Source organism: Paraburkholderia mimosarum LMG 23256 = NBRC 106338 (genome assembly GCF_000739815.1).
Taxonomy (GTDB): Bacteria; Pseudomonadota; Gammaproteobacteria; order Burkholderiales; family Burkholderiaceae; genus Paraburkholderia; species Paraburkholderia mimosarum.
Map to the genome: position 1 here is coordinate 118,601 of NZ_BBJJ01000019.1, position 17,168 is coordinate 135,768.

Sequence of the window (17,168 nt, forward strand, 5' to 3'; positions counted from 1 at the left end):
GGAAGGCCCCTATCCACGGAAGTTGACGTGCATGACGGTGATGTGTTCCTGCTCGATGAGCCGGCGCACGCGCTCGAGATCCATCCTTTCTCGCTGCGGCAGAATCACGAGCCGCGCGCCATGCGTGAGCGGCCACAACGTTTGCCAGACGGCCTCATCGAGCGGATGTTCGGCGCCTTGCAGTAGCGAGTCGCCCTGCCCGATCGGCGCAATCGCCTGCATCGACTCCAGCCGGTCGAGAACGTCGACGTGCTGCTGAAACACAATGGTCGGCGCATCGCCCTCGGACTCGCGGCACACCGCGCAGGCCGGCGATACGCCATCGGCCGCGCAGTCGGTCGGCCAGTTCGCGTGGCATGGGCCGGTATCGGCGTCGCAGCACACCACGTTTGCACCCACGTCCTCGAAGCACTGCAGCTGCGCGCGTTGCGTGATCACAGTTCTCGCACCCGACGCCCTCAGCACAGCGGCGAGGCGCGCATCCACCCTGGCGGGATCGAGCATCAGGCATGCCCCGCCGGCCTTGAGCACGGCGAGGATCGCGCGCACCATCGCAAGAGACTCCGGCATCAGCACTGCGCATACCTCGCGCGGGGCCAGGCCCTGTTCCTGAAGGATGGCGGCGAGGCCGTCGGCCTGGCTGTCGAGCTCGCCGTAGGTCAATTCGTCTTCACCGAACTTCACTGCGCGTGCGCCCGGATTGAGCTGCGCGCAGACTTCGAAACGCCGCTGGATGGGTTCTGGCGCGAAGTGCGCGAGCGTGAGCGCACGACGTGCCGCGGAATCTCGCTGCGGCTCGCGTATCGGGGTGCCGTTCTGTACGGGATGCAGAATGATCTCTTCAAGCATCGTCCAGTCGCGTGCGCTATGCGGCACACGGCACATCAGCGCATCGCCATTCATCACGACGTGATGCTCCGTGAGCCACCTGTCAACGTCCGCTCTCACATCCATGGCCATTCCCCTTACGTGCGACGGTCCGGCGCCGCAACCCTGCCTTGCGTGCGACCGTCAAATGGCATCGACCGGCGCCACGGGGCCAGCGCGCCCCTCCAGCTCCGGCGCACTCGTCTTCGCCATGCGGCGCCGGTACGCGTTCTTGTGCTTGCGCATGTTGTCGGTCAGCTCCGAGATGACCTCGCCCGCCGCATAGACGATCTGATTGAAGCTAAAACCCGCACTGATCATTTCGCGATAGAACGACTTCGCGAGGATGCGCGCCATCTGGTTTGGCGACTGCGCCGACTCGACGACGATTTCGCCGATCGTCTTCTGGGTGCTGCGCGTCAGCGCCAGTTGCGCGAATCGAGACTTGAGGATGTGCTGCATCTGGATCACCTGGATCGATCGCGTGATGACGAGGGACAGCAGACCGAAGAGCTGCAGATCGTTCGCATCGAAGCAGCGCGCCGGCAGCCGCTGATGCGCGCGGATCACGCCGATCACCTTGCCTTGCATCTCGATCGCGGAGAACATGCGCATGCTCGCCAGCGAAGGAGCACTCAGGGCTGCGGGCAGCACTGCATCGCACGATGCGCCCGGCGTCCCGCAGTCGTTCGGCTTCGCTTCGTCGACGCGACCCTCCAGCACGTCGCCGAAATCCGTGCCGGGCCGTAACCCAATCTCCTGCACCTGCGATTCGCTTAGCATGACGATCGCGCACGCTGCATCAAGCACTTCCCCGGCTTTCACCGCCAGCTCGCTCAGGCAATCTTCGACACTTCCCGTGTATTCGATCTGGCTAAACGTGTCGCGCATTTTCATGATGACAAGCTGGCTCTCGCTCATTGCTAAACCATCCTAATTAATTAATGGACACATTCTCCGCGCATTGCCGCCCTGCTCCCGTTGCCTTTCGCCGCGCGTCCTTGCCCTTCCGGTGCGAATGCCCTCCCAGTTACACTGCGATGGACGTTTTATCCGGGCCCCTCTGATCGCGATGCCATCTGCATTCGCCTGCCTGTCCGTGGGGAATCGGTGTACTGGATATTATTGGATCGATGCGCCTGCATCCGCCATATTCACTAAAGTTTCAGACGCGATTTCCGCATGGCATATCGATAGTTTCAAAAGTCAGCACGCGCTGAAATCCGGTCACCGGCTTCGCTGATGCCATGATTTGTCCAGCGAGAGATTCAAGCGATCCCGGCTGCTTCCGGCGGCTTTTGTCCTTGATGTGAGATTCCGCCAAAAAAACCATTCTTTCCGACGAAGTCGCGATCCCCAAAAACGTGGCCAGTATGATGCAACGCAGCGGATAACAAGATTGCGCGCCTCAATGGGAGACCGCGATGAGCCTGAGATACTTCGACACGACGGGGCGCAGCTCGCAACTAGAGACAGCCACTCCGTCCGCCGCCTACACAATGAGCCGCATCGCGATACTCATTCTCGATGCATGTCGGCTCAGCGAAGCGGCCTGGGTGGCGGAAACGTGGCAGCTTGTCAACGAGGCACTGTCATGGTCGGACGAAGCCGCGCATCGCTATCATGTTTGCGTACTTTCCGCGGAAAAAGGCAGTATCGCCTGTGCGTCGTCGATCCGGCTCCTCACCGAGAGTATCGAAGATTACGATCCGCGCATGTTCAAGGCGATCTTCGTTGGAATCGGCAACACCACGTTCAAGCCGCGTGTAATCGACTGGCTCATACTGGCCGGCCCCGACGTGGAGTTGATCGCCCTGTCGAATAACGCCGAGGCGTTGCTTACCCAGGTGCGCCCGCCTTCCAGGGATGCGGCAAGCCGGAGCACCGAAAAGAAGATGTGCGGCATGGCGGCGGCCGAGCGCGTGCTCGCGATGGCAGAGCGCGACTTCGGCACACTGGTGCGCATCCGCAGTGAGATGCTGCGCGCAAACCTGCCCGCCACTACCAACGGCGCCAGAACCGCGAACATCCACGGGACATTCGCGCTCAGTGAGCGCATCGAAGCCTCGCTCCAGTGGATCAAGAGCAATCATTCCGGCGCCGTGTCGATTTCCGAGCTAGCGCGGCGCGCCTCCATGAGCGAGCGAAATTTCCTGCGACGTTTCAAGACTGAGGTCGGACAAACCCCTCGCGAATATCTCGCGCGCGTGCGGCTCGAAAATGCGCAGATCCTGCTCGTGCAAACCGACCTGCCCGTCGACAAGATCGCGAGGCGCTGCGGGCTATTCAATGGCGACCAGCTACGCCGCTATTTCCTCAAATACCTGTCTATTTCGCCGCTGGAATACCGCGCGCTGGCGCGCGAGCGCCCCGTAACGGGCGCCTTGATCGAGACCCTCAACGCTGGCGCCTGAGCCGACGCGCCACGGGCCAAATCTTCACATGTCGACACGCGCTCGACGGCAATGGGTCCGGACAATCCAGGAATAGCGATGCGTATAACGAGATCGCGCGAGCCGTGTCGCCTCACGGCGACGTCCTCCGGCTCATTTGATTCGTTATGCGAAATAGCTTTATCACGGAATGGTGAGTGCGGCAAAGATCCGTTCCGTTTAATGCGCGTCAGTCCGGAATCAGCAGGGAGACCACGTTGAAACTCATCACCTATCGCCGCAGATTCTGTGTACACAGGTTTGGCCGGCGCTCGAAGCGGATCTCCCGCCTGACGGCGCTGCTCCTGTCGAGCGTCATGGCTCACACCTGGCCGGGGACCGCGGGCGCCCAAAAAGTCGTCAGCGCGGGGCAGACAGCGATGGGCGCTGGCGTGCCGACCGGTCCAGGCCAGGCCCAGTGGGTGATGAGCGTCGGCACGGCGATATCGGCCGTTGTGAACGGCGCAACCAAACAGCAAGGAGCAAGCAGCACTGCCATTGGAACAACACAGACTGTCGTCGATGGGAGAACGGCGGCCGGGACAACGCTCTCCAATGGCGTCCAGTACATCGCCAGCGGCGGCAGCGCCACCGACACCGTGATCAGTGGCCTGGGCGCCGCACCGGCCATCGCCCAGCCTGGCGCGATCACGCTCACCGCCGTCGATCCGGGCGCCTTGCGTATTTCGGCAATTCCCTCCGCGCCCAACGGCGTCACGATTCTCGTAAGCTCGGGCGGGTCGGTGCGGAGCGCAACGCTCGACGCCGCGCTTCAATTCGTCGATAGCGGCGGCACGGCGACCCGCAACACGATCATTGGCGGTGTTCAGCTCGTGAATGGCGGCGGCACGACATTCGACAACGATGTGGCCGGCGGGGTGCAGATCGTCAACGGCAGCGGCAGCTCCGCCACCCGCAACTCGCTCATCGGCAGCGTGCAGGTCATCGACAACGGCGGCGCCGCGAGCCACGTCGCGATCCTGGGCGGCGTCCAGTGCCTCGATGCCGGCGCAACGGCAACGAGCAACGCGCTAACGGCGAGCTACCAGTTCATTGGCTACGCAAGCACCGCGACAAGCAACACACTCCACTTCAGCGCGCAGGACATCGGCTACCGCGGCACCGCCAAAGAAACGACGCTCGATCATAGTGTCCAGCGCGTCATGTCCGGTGGCACGGCCATCGGGACCTCCGTCAATTCCGCCAGCAAGCAGCAAGTCCTGGGCGGCAGCGCAGTCAGCACCGTGATCAACAGCGGCGGCACGCAGACCGTTGCGAGCGGCGGTATCGCCACCCGGAACAGTGTCAACGATGGCGGCGTGCAATACGTCACGAGCGGCGGCGGCGTAGTCGACACAGTCGTCTCCAGCGGAGGGGAGCAGTATGTGGCGGGCGGCGCGGCGACCATCAACGTCGTCGATGGCGGCACGCAGACCATCACCAGCGGTGGCCTCGCCACCAGCAATACGGTGCTCGCGCAAGGCGCGCAGTACGTGGCGGCTTCGGGCACGGCCACGCAAACGTGGGTCGGCGGTGGCGGTCACCAATACGTAGTGGGCGGCGCGGCGAATGGCAACACCATCGACCGCGGCGGGGCACAGATCGTCGCAAGCGGCGGAATCGCCACCAGCAACAGCATCAACAACGGCGGCGTGCAGTACGTAGCGAGCGCGGGGACGGCCGTTTCCACGACCGTCAACAGTGGCATGCAGACTGTCGGCGCGGGCGGCACGGTCATCGGTACGACGGTCAACCCGGGCGGCGCCCAGTATCTGACGAACGGCTCCCTCGCAGCCAACACAACGCTCAACGGCGGCGTACAAAGCGTCAATGCCGGCGGCCTCGCCAACGTCACGATGGTCAACGCCGCCGGATTCCAGGCCGTCAATGACGGCGCGCTCACGAACGCCACCGTGATCAACAACGGCGGCTTGCAGGTCGTCATGGCGGGCGGCGTGACCAGCGGCTCCGTCGTCAACAGCGGGGGCAAGCAGAACGTGCTTGGCACAGTGGTGAGCGCAACAGTCGATAGCGGCGGCACGCTCATGGTCGGCCAGGGCGGCACATCGGGCAAGCTCGCCGGCAACACGCACAACGACGGCACGATCGTGTTCAACCTCGCCGGCACCTACACGTACAGCGGCGCATTCACAGGTAGCGGCACCCTCGTGGATGCCCATACCGGCACGCTCATCCTGAACGGCGCGAGCAACGCATACAGCGGCGCGACGCAGGTGGTCGCGGGCACGCTCGAAGTCGGCGACAGTGCGCATACATCGGCCACGCTCGGGGGAGACGTCGTCGTGAGCCAGGCCGGCACCTTGCGCGGGCACGGCACGATCGGCGGCAGCGTCATCAACGCCGGGATCGTGAGCCCGGGCGGCTCGATCGGCACGACGACGATCGCCGGCGATTACCAGCAGGCGGCCAACGCCACGCTGCAAGTGGAGATCAGCCCGACGTCGGCCTCGCAACTCGACGTGATGGGCAACGCGACACTCGCTGGCACGCTCGCCGTTGTCTACGACGCAGGCAGCAACGGCGCTTCCAGCGTCTATGGACCAGGGAGTGTGAAGCTGCTCAAGGCGTCGTCCATCGACGGCAGGTTCTCGGGCGCACCGCTCGCGATCGTCCAAAGTGGCGCGAACCTGAGCTATGTGACACCCAGCGTCACCTACAAGGCGAACGAAGTGGATCTCCTCCTGACACCGAACGACACGAGCATTTTCACCGCAATGGGTTCTGCGGTCTCGCAGGTCGCCCAGGCGACGAACGCGGCGATCCTCGATCGGCTCAGCCACCTGTGCCGCACCCACAAGGGGCGAAATTGCATCGCCGGCACTGACAACGTGTGGATCAAGGCCACAGGCGACTACTCGCGCACCGACAACAAAGGCGGGGTCTCGGGCTACTCGGCGCACCAGTATGGCTTCATCGCTGGCTACGACCACCGCATCGGACGCTACGACGTGGGCGGAACGCTTGCATACAGCCATGTCGACGTAAGCGAAGCGCACACGCCCGACACGGGTACGGCCGACAGCCTGCGATGGGCCGCCTACGGCGCGATGTGGACCGGCCCGGTCAACCTGGCCGCCACCATCGGTCTCGGCTACGACTTCATCGACCAGAAGCGGCCGTTCGGCACCGCAACGGGCACCGCGTCGGGCAGCCACAACGGCCTTGAAGTCACCGCCGCTGCGCAGGCAAGCATGCCCCTGCCCTCGCTTGGCGGCTTCGTGCTGATTCCGCGCGCCGGCTTGCGCTTCGCGTACTTCCACGGCGATGCGTTCAGCGAGTCGGGAGCGGGTGCGCAAAATCTGTCGGTCGGCACCGACAACATTCAGAGCGTGCAGCCGTATGCGCAACTGGCGCTGCGCTACGCGTTCGGCAGTGCGTCGACGCCGTCGAACATGGAAGCGTATGTGGGCTACGCGTACGAAGCGGGCACCACGAATCGGGCAGTGTCGGTGAGCGCGCAGGACGGGACGCTGTTCACGGCCAATGGCGTACCGCTGCCACGCAACCTCGTTACGGCAGGCATCTCGTTGAATATGCGGGTGACGCGCTCGTTGTGGGTATCGGCCGCCTTCGACACCCTGCTCCACACCGCGAACGCGTCGATCAAGGCTGGCAGCATCAAAGTGGATTACCGGTTCTGAGACGCAGGCTGAACTGCTTGGGAGACCGTCATGACCTTACCGCTTTTTATCGCCTCGGGACTTGCGCTGGGCGTGACGCTCGCCGCGCCGGGCACGGCACTAGCCGATCCCGTCGATCCGCGGTCTGCGCCAGCGGCGGCCGATGCGCTCGCGCTGCCGCCGAGCGCCGTGGCGCGGCTCGCGCAGGCGAACCCTGGCGCCGACGCCATCGCCACCCAGGCGCGGCGGCCTCGCAACGCCGAGGAAGATCAGGAAGCCTACGCGGGCGACACACCCGCAAAGGCACACGAAGCCACCGGCACATCGCCGGGCGATGGTGCTAAAAACGATCTCGACGCCGACGACAGCGACAACGCCGACGATGTGGACGACGTTGATGCGCGTGCATCGAAGTTGCCGCCGGGACTCGCCGACGACCGCAGCGAGGCGCCCCCAATCGACGGCAAGCCGATTCCGCTCACCCTGTCGCCATTGCCAGAGGCCGAGATGGCAGCGGACGCCGCGGGCGCCGCGGCGGAGAAAGCCGCCCCGCCACCGCGGGCGGGCACACTCGCCGCCGGACCCGACGCACTGTCAACGGTCCCTGCGGCCTCATCCGCCGGAGCGCGGGCCGAAAGCCTGGCCACCGCGGCCGCCACCGGCGTCGACGAGCCCGCGCTCTCCTCACCGCTCGCACAGGAGTTAATCGCGGGCTTCTATTCGCGCATCAACGTGCTCGGCTACGGCATTATCCAGGACCCGGTAAACTCGGCGCTAAACCCGGACAACGCGCTCGCGATCCCGCGATACCAGTCGCAACTCACCTTGCGCCCCGACTTCAGCCTGAACTTCCGGAGACTCGAGCTCGGCATCAAGCCGCGATTCGAAGCCGACTGGAGCCGCGTGCAGAACGGCATCCATGGCGACACGGACCTCACGACCGCGACGGCGTACATCAACGAATGGATTGCACGCTATCGTGTCACCGACCAGTTGCTCGTGAGCTATGGCCGCGAGAATCTGCAATGGGGACCATCGCAACTGCTCTCGCCGTCGAATCCGTTCAACCAGAACAACGGCAAGAACAATCCGGCGATCGAGCAGCCGGGACTGGACTATGCGCGCGTTGTCGCGATACCGAACGCCTCGTTCACGGGCTCGTTCATCGCCAACACCGGCGCGGGCCGACTGAACGCCAGCGGCGAGGCCAGCGGCCCGTTCCATAAGGCCTACGCCACCAAGCTCGACTACACCGGCGAGAAGGCGTACTTCTCGCTGATCGTCTCCAAGCGCGATACGACGCCTTGGCGCATCGGATATTTCGCCGGCTGGAATGTCTCCGACGCACTGCTTCTTTACAGCGAAGGCAGTGCGGCGCTCTCCACGAATGCGGCACTCCCGCACCCTGACTACGATGTGCTGGCCGGCGCGACCTACACGCTAATGAACGGCGCGATGATCACGGGCGAATACTTCCACCATAACGCGGGCTGCACCCATCAGAACATCGCGCAATGCATATCTCCGCTCGCCATCGATCCTACCAACCCCTACCCGCGCCGCGACTATCTGCTTCTCCAATACGTCGACACGAAGCTCGTGCGCAATGTGAGCCTCACCGTGCGCGTGATCCATGACCTCAACGATCACTCGACGCAGTTGCTGTCCGATGTCGAATATGAAGTCGGACAAAACTGGCTGATCTACTTCGTGCCGTCGGTGACGTTCGGGCCGAGCAGCACCGAATTCGGTAGCCTCGTGCGCTACTCCATCTTCGCGGGCGTTTCATTCACTTTCTGAGGTCCGCAGACGGGCATGAGCCGCCCGTTTGCCCGTTTGCCCGTTTGCCCGCTTGCTTGTTTGCCGTTCAGGTCAGCGGTGCATGCCTTTGAAGGCGCAGCGACATGCGAGCGCGCCTAACGGACCGACTGCATGATGCGCGGCGCGAGCAGCGGCGCCACGTCCTTCGCCGGGAACTGCGGCGGTTCGGCCGCCATGCGCCGCGCGTCGGCGCGATAAGCGGTCGGCGTAGTTGCAAGATGTTGGCGCAATAGCTTCGAAAGCCGGCCGCCGCAGCCGATTCCACAGCGCTCCGCGATCTTGTCCACGGGCAGGTTCGTTTCGACGAGCAGGCGACAGCACATGTCGAGCCGCGCGTACGTCAGATACTCCGAAGGCGTCACACCTATCTCGATCTTGAACCGCCTCAAAAAATTGCGTTCGCTCATGGAGGCCACGCGTGCCGCCTCGCACATGAGGAGATGACGGTTTGCATTCGCAACTATCCAGCGCGCCGACGCCCGGATACGTTCGCTCACAAAGTGCTCGGCGTTCTTGTGAACGATCGCTGCGAACTGCGTCTCGACGGGGGGAGCGACGGCCATCGCAATCTGATTGACGATGTCCGCACCGAGATCGGTCTGGATCACGTCGAGCGCCATGCGCAGCGGCCCCACGAAGCTAGCATACGTGGACGCCAGGATAGATTGGGGCATCACATTGCGCGAGCCATGGCTGAACGGCCCTCCGCGATTCGATGGCGCGCCGCCGGCCGCATCAAGCAGCAGCAGTCCCTCTGCGATCGGAAAGGTCAGCCGACAGCGCGGCACAGCCTGGCGCAACCAGCCGACCAGCCGCTTATCGCCAAGCGCGTGGTGGGCGCCGACGCCCCCAACAATAAATAGCGCGTAAAAGCCTTCGTCGTAATAGCACGCCTCGATACTCTCGGTCCAGATGACCGTCGTAGACGAGCTCGCAATCACCCCGCCTGTCGCGGAAAGCAGCCGCAGGTTGTAAATCACGCTATCGCTGCGAGAAGACCGCGACAGCGCGTTGGCCACCTCGAATGCACGCGCGACTGCGATGGCTTCCTGTGGCGCGAAACCGTTGAACAGCGTGATGCCGATCTGTCTGACCGTGCGAGCGCTGCGCGGGCCGCAAGCGCGATCAGACACCGTGCCGAAGACGTTGGAAAGGCGCTCCATCTGATTTACCCCTGTTATGCGGGTGAACCGCCGCGTACGCTGTGCACTCGACGAGCACTGCAAGAGGAACCTGAAAATAACGCTACCTCCTTCTCCTCCCTTAGGAACGGTGTCAAGAAGACTTCGTAGGGGTTGTTAACCCATAACGCAACCTTGTTGCCTCGATCGACGGAACATCAGACGCGCCTTGGGCCTGCAGAGGTAGCGCGTTACGGCCGAGGTCGGTTTCCCGTGCGCCGTCGACTCCTCGTCGACCCGCGACACGGTCACCCCTAAGGCAGTCGCCCTGGAAAAGTCCGTTTAGTCGTCGAACGTACACACACCAGGCTGCATGATTTACGCCCTCCATGTATTCGCTTGAACGTCGCGCCGATCGCCCTTCATTGAACTAAACAGTCTTTACTGGTGGCCGCACTACCTCCCGGAATGCATCCGAATACGATTGATCCATTACGCAACTCCGAGGATTTTTTACGTCTCATTCCGCACTGAGGAAAATTATTTATTCGATTGACATCGGAGTTTTATTAGATATGCATATGCAATAAAAAGAATTTTGAAAAAAGGGGCACCGCCGGAGCCAATTCACCCCTAAAAGCCCTACCACGGCTAACCCAAACGGCGATTCATCAGAAAACCGCTATTAGCCGTGCATCAAGCCTATTTTACGTGCTGCTGCGCTGCAGCATAGCGAAGAATGGCCAATCTCGTTTGAGCATTGTCCGAAAAATAGGCATTGTTGGCGGAATATGACCAAAGCACTATTGTGGGTCAATTTAATGCAACTTTATTGTGCAAGCCGGATACAGGAATCGCGAGGCCAGAACGAATCGCATTCAAACCACCGGGTGCCTGGAGGCCAGCGCAAAACAAACAAACTGTGATCAGCGCGCGAAGGATTCTGCAGATCACCATGAGCATCGTTCGCCGCTCCCGCTTCACTGACATGGACGGTTTCACCGGCAGCCCGAAGGCCCCATCCCGAGCCAGCGCCAGTACGCTGCAAAGACGAAGCGGCCGGTCACGTCGCGGATCTCACGGGACTTCCGGCGTTATCGCACACCACGGTCCGCAACGATACCGTCAAGTGTGGCGAACATGTCGAAAACGAACAGTTCCGGCTTAGGCCAGAGTTCAAGCCTGTTACCGGCATAAGCACCGGTACGCTTGTTGCCCCCTTCGCATTTCTCGGACCGAAGTACGACGCGACGCTGAAACATGGTTCGCAGTCGAAACAACAACCCGTAACGGCGGCAACTCCGAAGAGTCCCGTGTCTCGACAATATCCGCGCGTATGACGTGCCTCATGACGGGAAAGTGTGCAAACCGGCTTGTCAGATCGCCTCTCGGATGGGCGTTGAACAGCGAGCGTTGTTACGCGAGAGCGCCTCTGACATTCGAATTCAAGCTGGCCGGTGTGAGTTCGCTGTCACTCTCGCGACTTTCACCCTTACTTTGCCGAGGGCGGTCGCGAAAGTCCGGATACGCCAATCCTTGATCCGCCGGTACCCGCCGCAATGCCTACATGTTCGGCGGAGCACGTCATATGCGCGGATCTGATCTTAATCCAGATCGACGAGTGCACTCGACAGTCCACCAGATCCAGTCACGATCATGCCGACGTTCGTACCGGGCACGACGTTACGGTATCAAGGAGGCGGTGCGCCGGGCTCCCTCCTCCCTCGCATTCGGCTTCGTGCACGCAAGTTGCCGGACGGCTCGCGGCCAGGAGCACCAGTTCGACGAGTCTCCATAAAATCTGACTGTTGAAATCGTCGAAAGCTGTTTTCGGGCGCTCTCCGTCAATGAGCGGTGGGGAGGAATCCATCGTGAGCTGCTAGCGCCGATGTAAAACTGAGCCGCAAAGGCAGGACGGAAACCTGGACTCCATTGGAGATGGACCATGTCCCCGTACGAAGCCGCATTCGAGCGATTGAGCTCCACATGGAACCCAGAAAACGCATCGCAACTCCTGCCCGTCAGTTCAGCTACACCAGGCAATCCGGTAGCCCCTGATCGTCAAGCAGCCACAAGTCGTTCGCCGCCAAAATCAAGCAAGGACGTTTCGCGCACGTCATGTTTTAGCTATCTTGTCCACATGGGAGGGGCACGCATCAAATTCGCTTTGCAATACTAACCAGAAGCTATTGGCGAGGCCCTCAGCATCATCTTGATGCTCAGGCCGCACTGAATTGTCGGAGGCTGCCATGCAGGATACGCCGATCGAAGCCCTCTGCGTGCCGGAAACCGCACCTGCTGAAGCGGGAACCCGAATTCACCACGTCATCAGGGTGTGCAGGTCGGCGGCGGACTTCGCACGCCTGCGCCCAGCGTGGGACGCACTGGCCGCTAGCTGTCCGCCGGGCCTCGATTTCACCTATTGCGAAGTCGCTGCGGCCCGCGCCTTCGCGCTGGGGGCGACCGTCAGCGTTGCGCTGGTGAACGACGGCGCAGTGCTCGTCGCCCTCTGTCCGGTGATGATCGTGCGCCGGGGCGCGTACCGGGTTGCACGCGCGCTCGGCTGCGGGAACGACCAGGAGTACGCCGGCCCGATCGTCGCCGATCCAGGTGATGTAGGGCTCTACTCGGCCGCCCTCGAAGCGTTGTCCGGCGTCGGCGCCGACGTGCTGGAAATGGTTTTTGTCGAACGCGACAGCCCCCTTGCAACCGCGCTCGCGCATGTGCCGCAGTCGTGGGTGACGCGCGCGATACCGGAGCGCTGGCGTCGCGTGGACAGCTACTCGATCGGCCTCTCTGCGTTCCCTAGCTACGACGCCTTTATCGCCACGCGGCCGGAATCGCTGCGTGGGTCGCTGCGCCGCCGCGCGAGACGTCTCGCCGATCACGGTGCAGTTCAGTACGGCTGGTGTCAGGACGCCGATGACGCCCGCGAGGTGCTGACCTGGCTATTTGCGAACAAGCGTCGCTGGGCTATTGCGCGCGGTTTTGGCACGGCGTTTCTCATGGATGACCGGGTGCGCGACTTTTTCATCGACGTCGCGGGACGGATCGATCTCGTGGCAACGCCGCTCGTCTTCTTTGTGAAACTGAACGGCAAACCGGTTGCCGCTTCGGTCAACCTGGTCGGACCGCGCTGCATCGAGTACTTCATCACGACCTACGACGAGTCGTACGCCGCGTTTTCGGTCGGCAATCTGCTCGTCGACAGCATCGTGCGCTGGGCGCACGAAAGCGGCCGCGATGTGGACTTTCGCCCGTTCTTTTCCACCTACAAGGAGCGCTGGGCAAGCCGGAAGAGCTGGTACGAGTCTCATTTCGTCATTCTAACGTTACGCGGAAGGCTGGTCGAATTGCCGCTCGCGGCGCAGCAGCTTCGCCGGGTCGTTCGCAAGCTTATCGCGCTTGCCGACGACAGGTTTTTCGGCCTCGGCACGATGCTGCGGGCGCGACGCGGCACATCGAAGAGCGACGAAGGCCGGGGTACGGCTTGCCGTACGCACTGGTAGACCCTGCTGACGCATTTCCGGAGATCACCTAAGGCACGCGCCCTTCCTCGACGTGCATTCATGCACACGAAGATGCGCGGCCGTTAGCGCCGCATCCAGCGCATCATATCGGCCTGCGGCCCTAAACCTCAATACGTTGAACGACGAAAGGCGCTCGCTCCTTGGTGGGCAAGGGTACATTCTATGCCGCGAAACGGGTCATGGTCCTGTCCGAAACGGATGATTTATGGCGTCCCGGACAGTATGATTCCCGCTCAAACAGTCCAATGGTATGTACGCTCTTTTGCCGTCGCTGCGAATCTCGATGCGGTTTATGCGCCTATCGAATGCACAAGCGGGCGCCGTCCGAGCGAAGACTGATTCGCGATGAACCACGATCCGAAAAGAATGGAATCCCTTAAAGTTTCTTCGCGGGCCTGCACGCAAGTCCGATGAGGACCGGACTGCGCGGAGAACGGCGCGGACAGTTCGCCGGCGAGCGACAACGAACAATGGCGGGCTTGCCTGCCCGACCTTGCGCGATTGTTCTCACGAGAACCATTGACGGAGAGGGAAGATGGACTTCAGGAACGGTGCGGGCGCCGATTCCATGGGCCCGTGCTCCCGCCAATGCGCCAGCGCGCAAGGCGCGCGCCGCGAGGACGCCAGAAAACGGGCATCCGTCGTGCTTGAGCACCAACGGTTCAATTGCGCTGTCCATTTGCCGCAGCGTTCACGCCAGTTCCCGCGGGCAATGGCACGCCAGAGCGGCCGAAAGTGCCGTTCCGCCCTTGTAAGACCTGGTGCCGCGTTGCAAGTTGTACCAGCCCGCTTCACCGGTCGTGGGCAGACGGAGACACTGGACGTCGGTCTCTTACGGGCCGGCGCCCCGGTTCAACGTCGTCGACACCTATACGCGAGGCCTCCATTCCCGAACGCTCTCTCGGTGTCCGGCGACGATTCGCGCTGGGCTCACCGCTGAGAATACGTGCAAAACAGGCACTCATTCCCTCACTGACTGGCACCAGTGGCGCTGCTTGCCGCAGCCGGTGTGCTGCTCATGCCAGTGTCGCTGCCCTGTGCACTGGTATTGTCTGCGCGTTTGCATCCTGCTGCCGACAGCAGTGCCACCAGCACTGCGAACACAATCCTTAGCATGCTGCGTCTCATCTCCTGCTCCGATAGTAGCGGTCCCATGAGATAGCGAGCAACGTTCATGCCGCGGTGGGCAACGGGCGCGGCCCCGCAGTGCGTAGGCCCGGTGCAGCCGTTCAAACGAACCTGAACCCATCGCAGCCCACCTTGTCCCTTGCTTTACTTTGATACGGTGCCGCGCTCGTCATGCAACGACGTACGCAGCGTATGCCTTGCGCGCGGTGCACGCGAAGGCGCGCTGCGAGCAGGTGGGATTCAGCTTTACCCGAGCCTTCACTCCCCCCTTGCCCGATGCCTCCGCCGTGCGACCTGCCACGATGAACTGCAAGTCGACATCCGCCTTTCGCAAGACGCCTAATAACTTTGCAAGGCCACCCGGTTTGTCGTCGATGGCAGCTGCCCAAACATCGACACGTTCCACGCTCAGTTCCATGGCAGTCCCTCCCGAATCGGATCTCGTTAGAAAATCTATTCCACGGACGGCACGCGGGCATGGCAGGCGGCGTAATGCAAGGTCTGCGGGTTATTTCTGGAATGTGCCGAGCAGTTCGGCATGTGCAACGACATGGCCTTCCATCGCCTTTGCCAAGGCCGCCTCGAAGATCGGGCAGCGCGATGTCGAGCGCGAAGAGCTTGTGGAAATGCCGATGACGGCCAACGGGCGGGCATGGGCCGCCATACGTGGTGCGATGAAAATCGTTGGTGCCTTTAGGCGTGCCTGCGGGAAGCGCGCTCGCAGCGACGCCCTCCTGAACGCCAGGCGCCGTCGCCGGAATGTTGTAAAGCACCCAATGGACCCATGTCATGCGTGGTGCGGCCGGGTCGGGCGCGTCGGGGTCGTCGACGATCAGCACGAGGCTTTTCGCGTCGGCGGGCACCCCGGACCATGCGAGCGGCGGCGAGACGTCGGCACCCCTGCAGGTGTAGCACCGAGGAATCTCGCCGCCATCGTGGAAAGCTTGTGAGGTGAGGGTGAAGGCCATTTGCGCTCCTCGGCGTCACCTCGCGCCGGCAGCTAGTGCTTGCGATGCATCCAGCTCATATGGTGCGTGTCGAGCCACTGGTTCAGGCTCTCCCCATGGTGTTCGCGCCTGTAGAAGCGACGCGACAGCGCCATGGCAACGACAACCAGAACCACAAGGCCAACCCAAAAGCCGATCATTGACTGAGTCATGGCAGCCTCCTCGGGGAATGCGACCATGCTTGATTCTAGTCATTGTCGGCCGCACTGGCTCAACTCGAGAAACAAACCTTGGGAAGTGCGCCGGATCTTTGCCTATCCTTCCGGTGTAACAGCGGCCTGTTGGCGGCCGTGCGATTGTGGGGGAGATATGGGTGTTCGGACGGGTTTTGTCGGGTGCGTGGGCGACACGCCGCTCATGAGGCTCGCGCGGCTGAGCGACGAGACCGGCTGCGAGATTCTCGCTAAAGCCGAGTTCATGAACCCGGGCGGTTCGATCAAGGACCGAGCTGCGCTCTACATTATCCAGGACGCCGAGCAGCGAGGCGAACTCAGGCCCGGCGGCACGGTGGTGGAGGGTACTGCGGGCAATACCGGCATTGGCCTCGCCCATATTTGCGCTGCTCGTGGCTATCGCTGCGTCATCGTCATTCCTCAGACGCAGTCTCCCGCGAAAATGGAACTGCTGCGCGTGCTGGGTGCTGAAGTGCACCCTGTACCGGCCGCCCCATACAAGGATCCGAACAACTACCAGAAGATCGCCGGACGGCTCGCGCAGGAACTCGACAACGCGATCTGGGCGAACCAGTTCGACAACCTCGCCAATCGCCGGGCCCATTACGAGACCACCGGACCTGAGATCTGGCGTGATACCGCTGGCACGGTCGATGCGTTCGTCTGCGCCACAGGTACCGGCGGCACGCTGGCTGGGGTCGCCCGCTTCCTGAAGGAGAAGAAGAGCGATGTGCGGATCGTCCTGGCCGATCCGTTCGGCAGCGGTTTGTACAGCTTCGTGAAGACGGGCGAGATTCACGCAGAAGGCAATTCGATTACCGAGGGTATCGGCTCCAGCCGCGTTACTGCAAATCTCGACGGCACGCCGATCGACGACGCTTACCAGATCGACGACCAGTCATGCGTCGCAATGGTGTACCGATTGCTCCGCGAAGAGGGACTCTATGTCGGCGGTTCGACGGGCATCAACGTTGCGGCCGCTGTAAGGCTTGCCCAGGAAATGGGCCCAGGGCATACGATCGTCACGCTGCTTTGCGACGGCGGCGAACTATACCGATCCCGTCTTTTCAATCTGGATTGGCTGAAGGAACGGGGGCTGGCTACGGTTTAGGCAGCCCGTCGATCAAACGCGCCAACGCGTTGCCTCAAATAAAGTGTCGTGCGGGGTCAGGCGTAGCAGAGCTGTATCCCGCGCGATTGTCGCAACGGTGACGCTTCGTGTTTTTCCATTGAGGAGGTCAAATGAAGACCAAGGACAAAGGCAATGTGCGCGCATTCGTGCAGACGGCCGAACAGATCGGCGGCTGGGTGTGGGTCATCTCGCTCGTCGACTTCGATGCGCGCGAGGTGCGGCGCTCGCTCGTAGCCGAAGAACCCTTCTCCACGGAGCGCGCAGCGAAAGACGCGGGCTACGCTCGTCTCGACGCGCTCGCGCACGATCAGTAGCT

General features: G+C 62.3%; 10 protein-coding genes and 2 pseudogenes. 6 read left to right on the forward strand and 6 right to left on the reverse strand.

All coding sequences use genetic code 11. The features are described 5' to 3' along the window. Positions 1–9: 9 nt before the first annotated feature. Both BMI01S_RS16415 and BMI01S_RS38120 read right to left on the reverse strand, forming a co-directional pair. Positions 10–954 carry an AMP-binding protein gene (locus BMI01S_RS16415; RefSeq protein ID WP_028232117.1) on the reverse strand — a complete coding sequence of 315 codons (945 nt, stop codon included), beginning with the start codon at positions 952–954 and terminating at the stop codon, positions 10–12. Positions 955–1,011: 57 nt separating this feature from the next. Then, on the reverse strand, positions 1,012–1,788 hold the full coding sequence (locus BMI01S_RS38120; protein WP_051381507.1) for a hypothetical protein: 777 nt from the start codon (positions 1,786–1,788) through the stop codon (positions 1,012–1,014). Between the two features lie 503 nt (positions 1,789–2,291). Between BMI01S_RS38120 and BMI01S_RS16425 the strand changes: the two genes are divergently transcribed. The 3 genes from BMI01S_RS16425 to BMI01S_RS16440 all read left to right on the forward strand — a co-directional run bounded on the left by BMI01S_RS16425 (position 2,292) and on the right by BMI01S_RS16440 (position 8,740). Then, entirely contained in the window at positions 2,292–3,281 is a 990-nt protein-coding gene (locus BMI01S_RS16425) for a helix-turn-helix domain-containing protein (RefSeq protein ID WP_081723524.1), read from the forward strand. Between the two features lie 236 nt (positions 3,282–3,517). Continuing rightward, positions 3,518–6,961, forward strand: a complete 3,444-nt coding sequence (locus tag BMI01S_RS38125) for an autotransporter domain-containing protein (RefSeq protein WP_154671362.1) — start codon at positions 3,518–3,520, stop codon at positions 6,959–6,961. A 30-nt stretch (positions 6,962–6,991) separates the two neighbouring features. Further along, positions 6,992–8,740 carry a hypothetical protein gene (locus tag BMI01S_RS16440; protein WP_051381505.1) on the forward strand — a complete coding sequence of 583 codons (1,749 nt, stop codon included), beginning with the start codon at positions 6,992–6,994 and terminating at the stop codon, positions 8,738–8,740. 116 nt (positions 8,741–8,856) lie between these two features. On the opposite strand, the gene BMI01S_RS16445 is transcribed toward BMI01S_RS16440, so the two are convergent. Then, positions 8,857–9,924 (reverse strand): helix-turn-helix domain-containing protein, encoded by a 1,068-nt coding sequence (locus BMI01S_RS16445; RefSeq protein ID WP_063619617.1) that lies wholly within the window; start codon positions 9,922–9,924, stop codon positions 8,857–8,859. 2,207 nt (positions 9,925–12,131) lie between these two features. Here BMI01S_RS16445 and BMI01S_RS16450 point away from each other — a divergent pair. Continuing rightward, a complete protein-coding gene (locus BMI01S_RS16450; protein ID WP_051381504.1) occupies positions 12,132–13,391 on the forward strand; it encodes a GNAT family N-acetyltransferase in 1,260 nt (419 codons plus the stop codon). A gap of 1,408 nt (positions 13,392–14,799) precedes the next feature. On the opposite strand, the pseudogene BMI01S_RS43845 reads toward BMI01S_RS16450, so the two are convergent. The 3 genes and pseudogenes from BMI01S_RS43845 to BMI01S_RS41935 form a co-directional block, all read right to left on the reverse strand. Beyond that, positions 14,800–14,958, reverse strand: a pseudogene (locus BMI01S_RS43845) (amino acid-binding protein); the annotation flags it as partial. A gap of 90 nt (positions 14,959–15,048) precedes the next feature. Next, positions 15,049–15,508 (reverse strand): annotated as a pseudogene (locus BMI01S_RS16460) (YbhB/YbcL family Raf kinase inhibitor-like protein). A gap of 32 nt (positions 15,509–15,540) precedes the next feature. Further along, on the reverse strand, positions 15,541–15,699 hold the full coding sequence (locus BMI01S_RS41935) for a hypothetical protein (protein WP_167334437.1): 159 nt from the start codon (positions 15,697–15,699) through the stop codon (positions 15,541–15,543). A gap of 157 nt (positions 15,700–15,856) precedes the next feature. Here BMI01S_RS41935 and BMI01S_RS16470 point away from each other — a divergent pair, with 157 nt between their 5' ends. Then, on the forward strand, positions 15,857–16,831 hold the full coding sequence (locus BMI01S_RS16470) for a cysteine synthase A (protein WP_028232114.1): 975 nt from the start codon (positions 15,857–15,859) through the stop codon (positions 16,829–16,831). Positions 16,832–16,962: 131 nt separating this feature from the next. Then, positions 16,963–17,166, forward strand: coding sequence for a hypothetical protein (locus tag BMI01S_RS16475; RefSeq protein ID WP_028215143.1), 204 nt, complete (start codon positions 16,963–16,965; stop codon positions 17,164–17,166). Positions 17,167–17,168 lie beyond the last annotated feature (2 nt).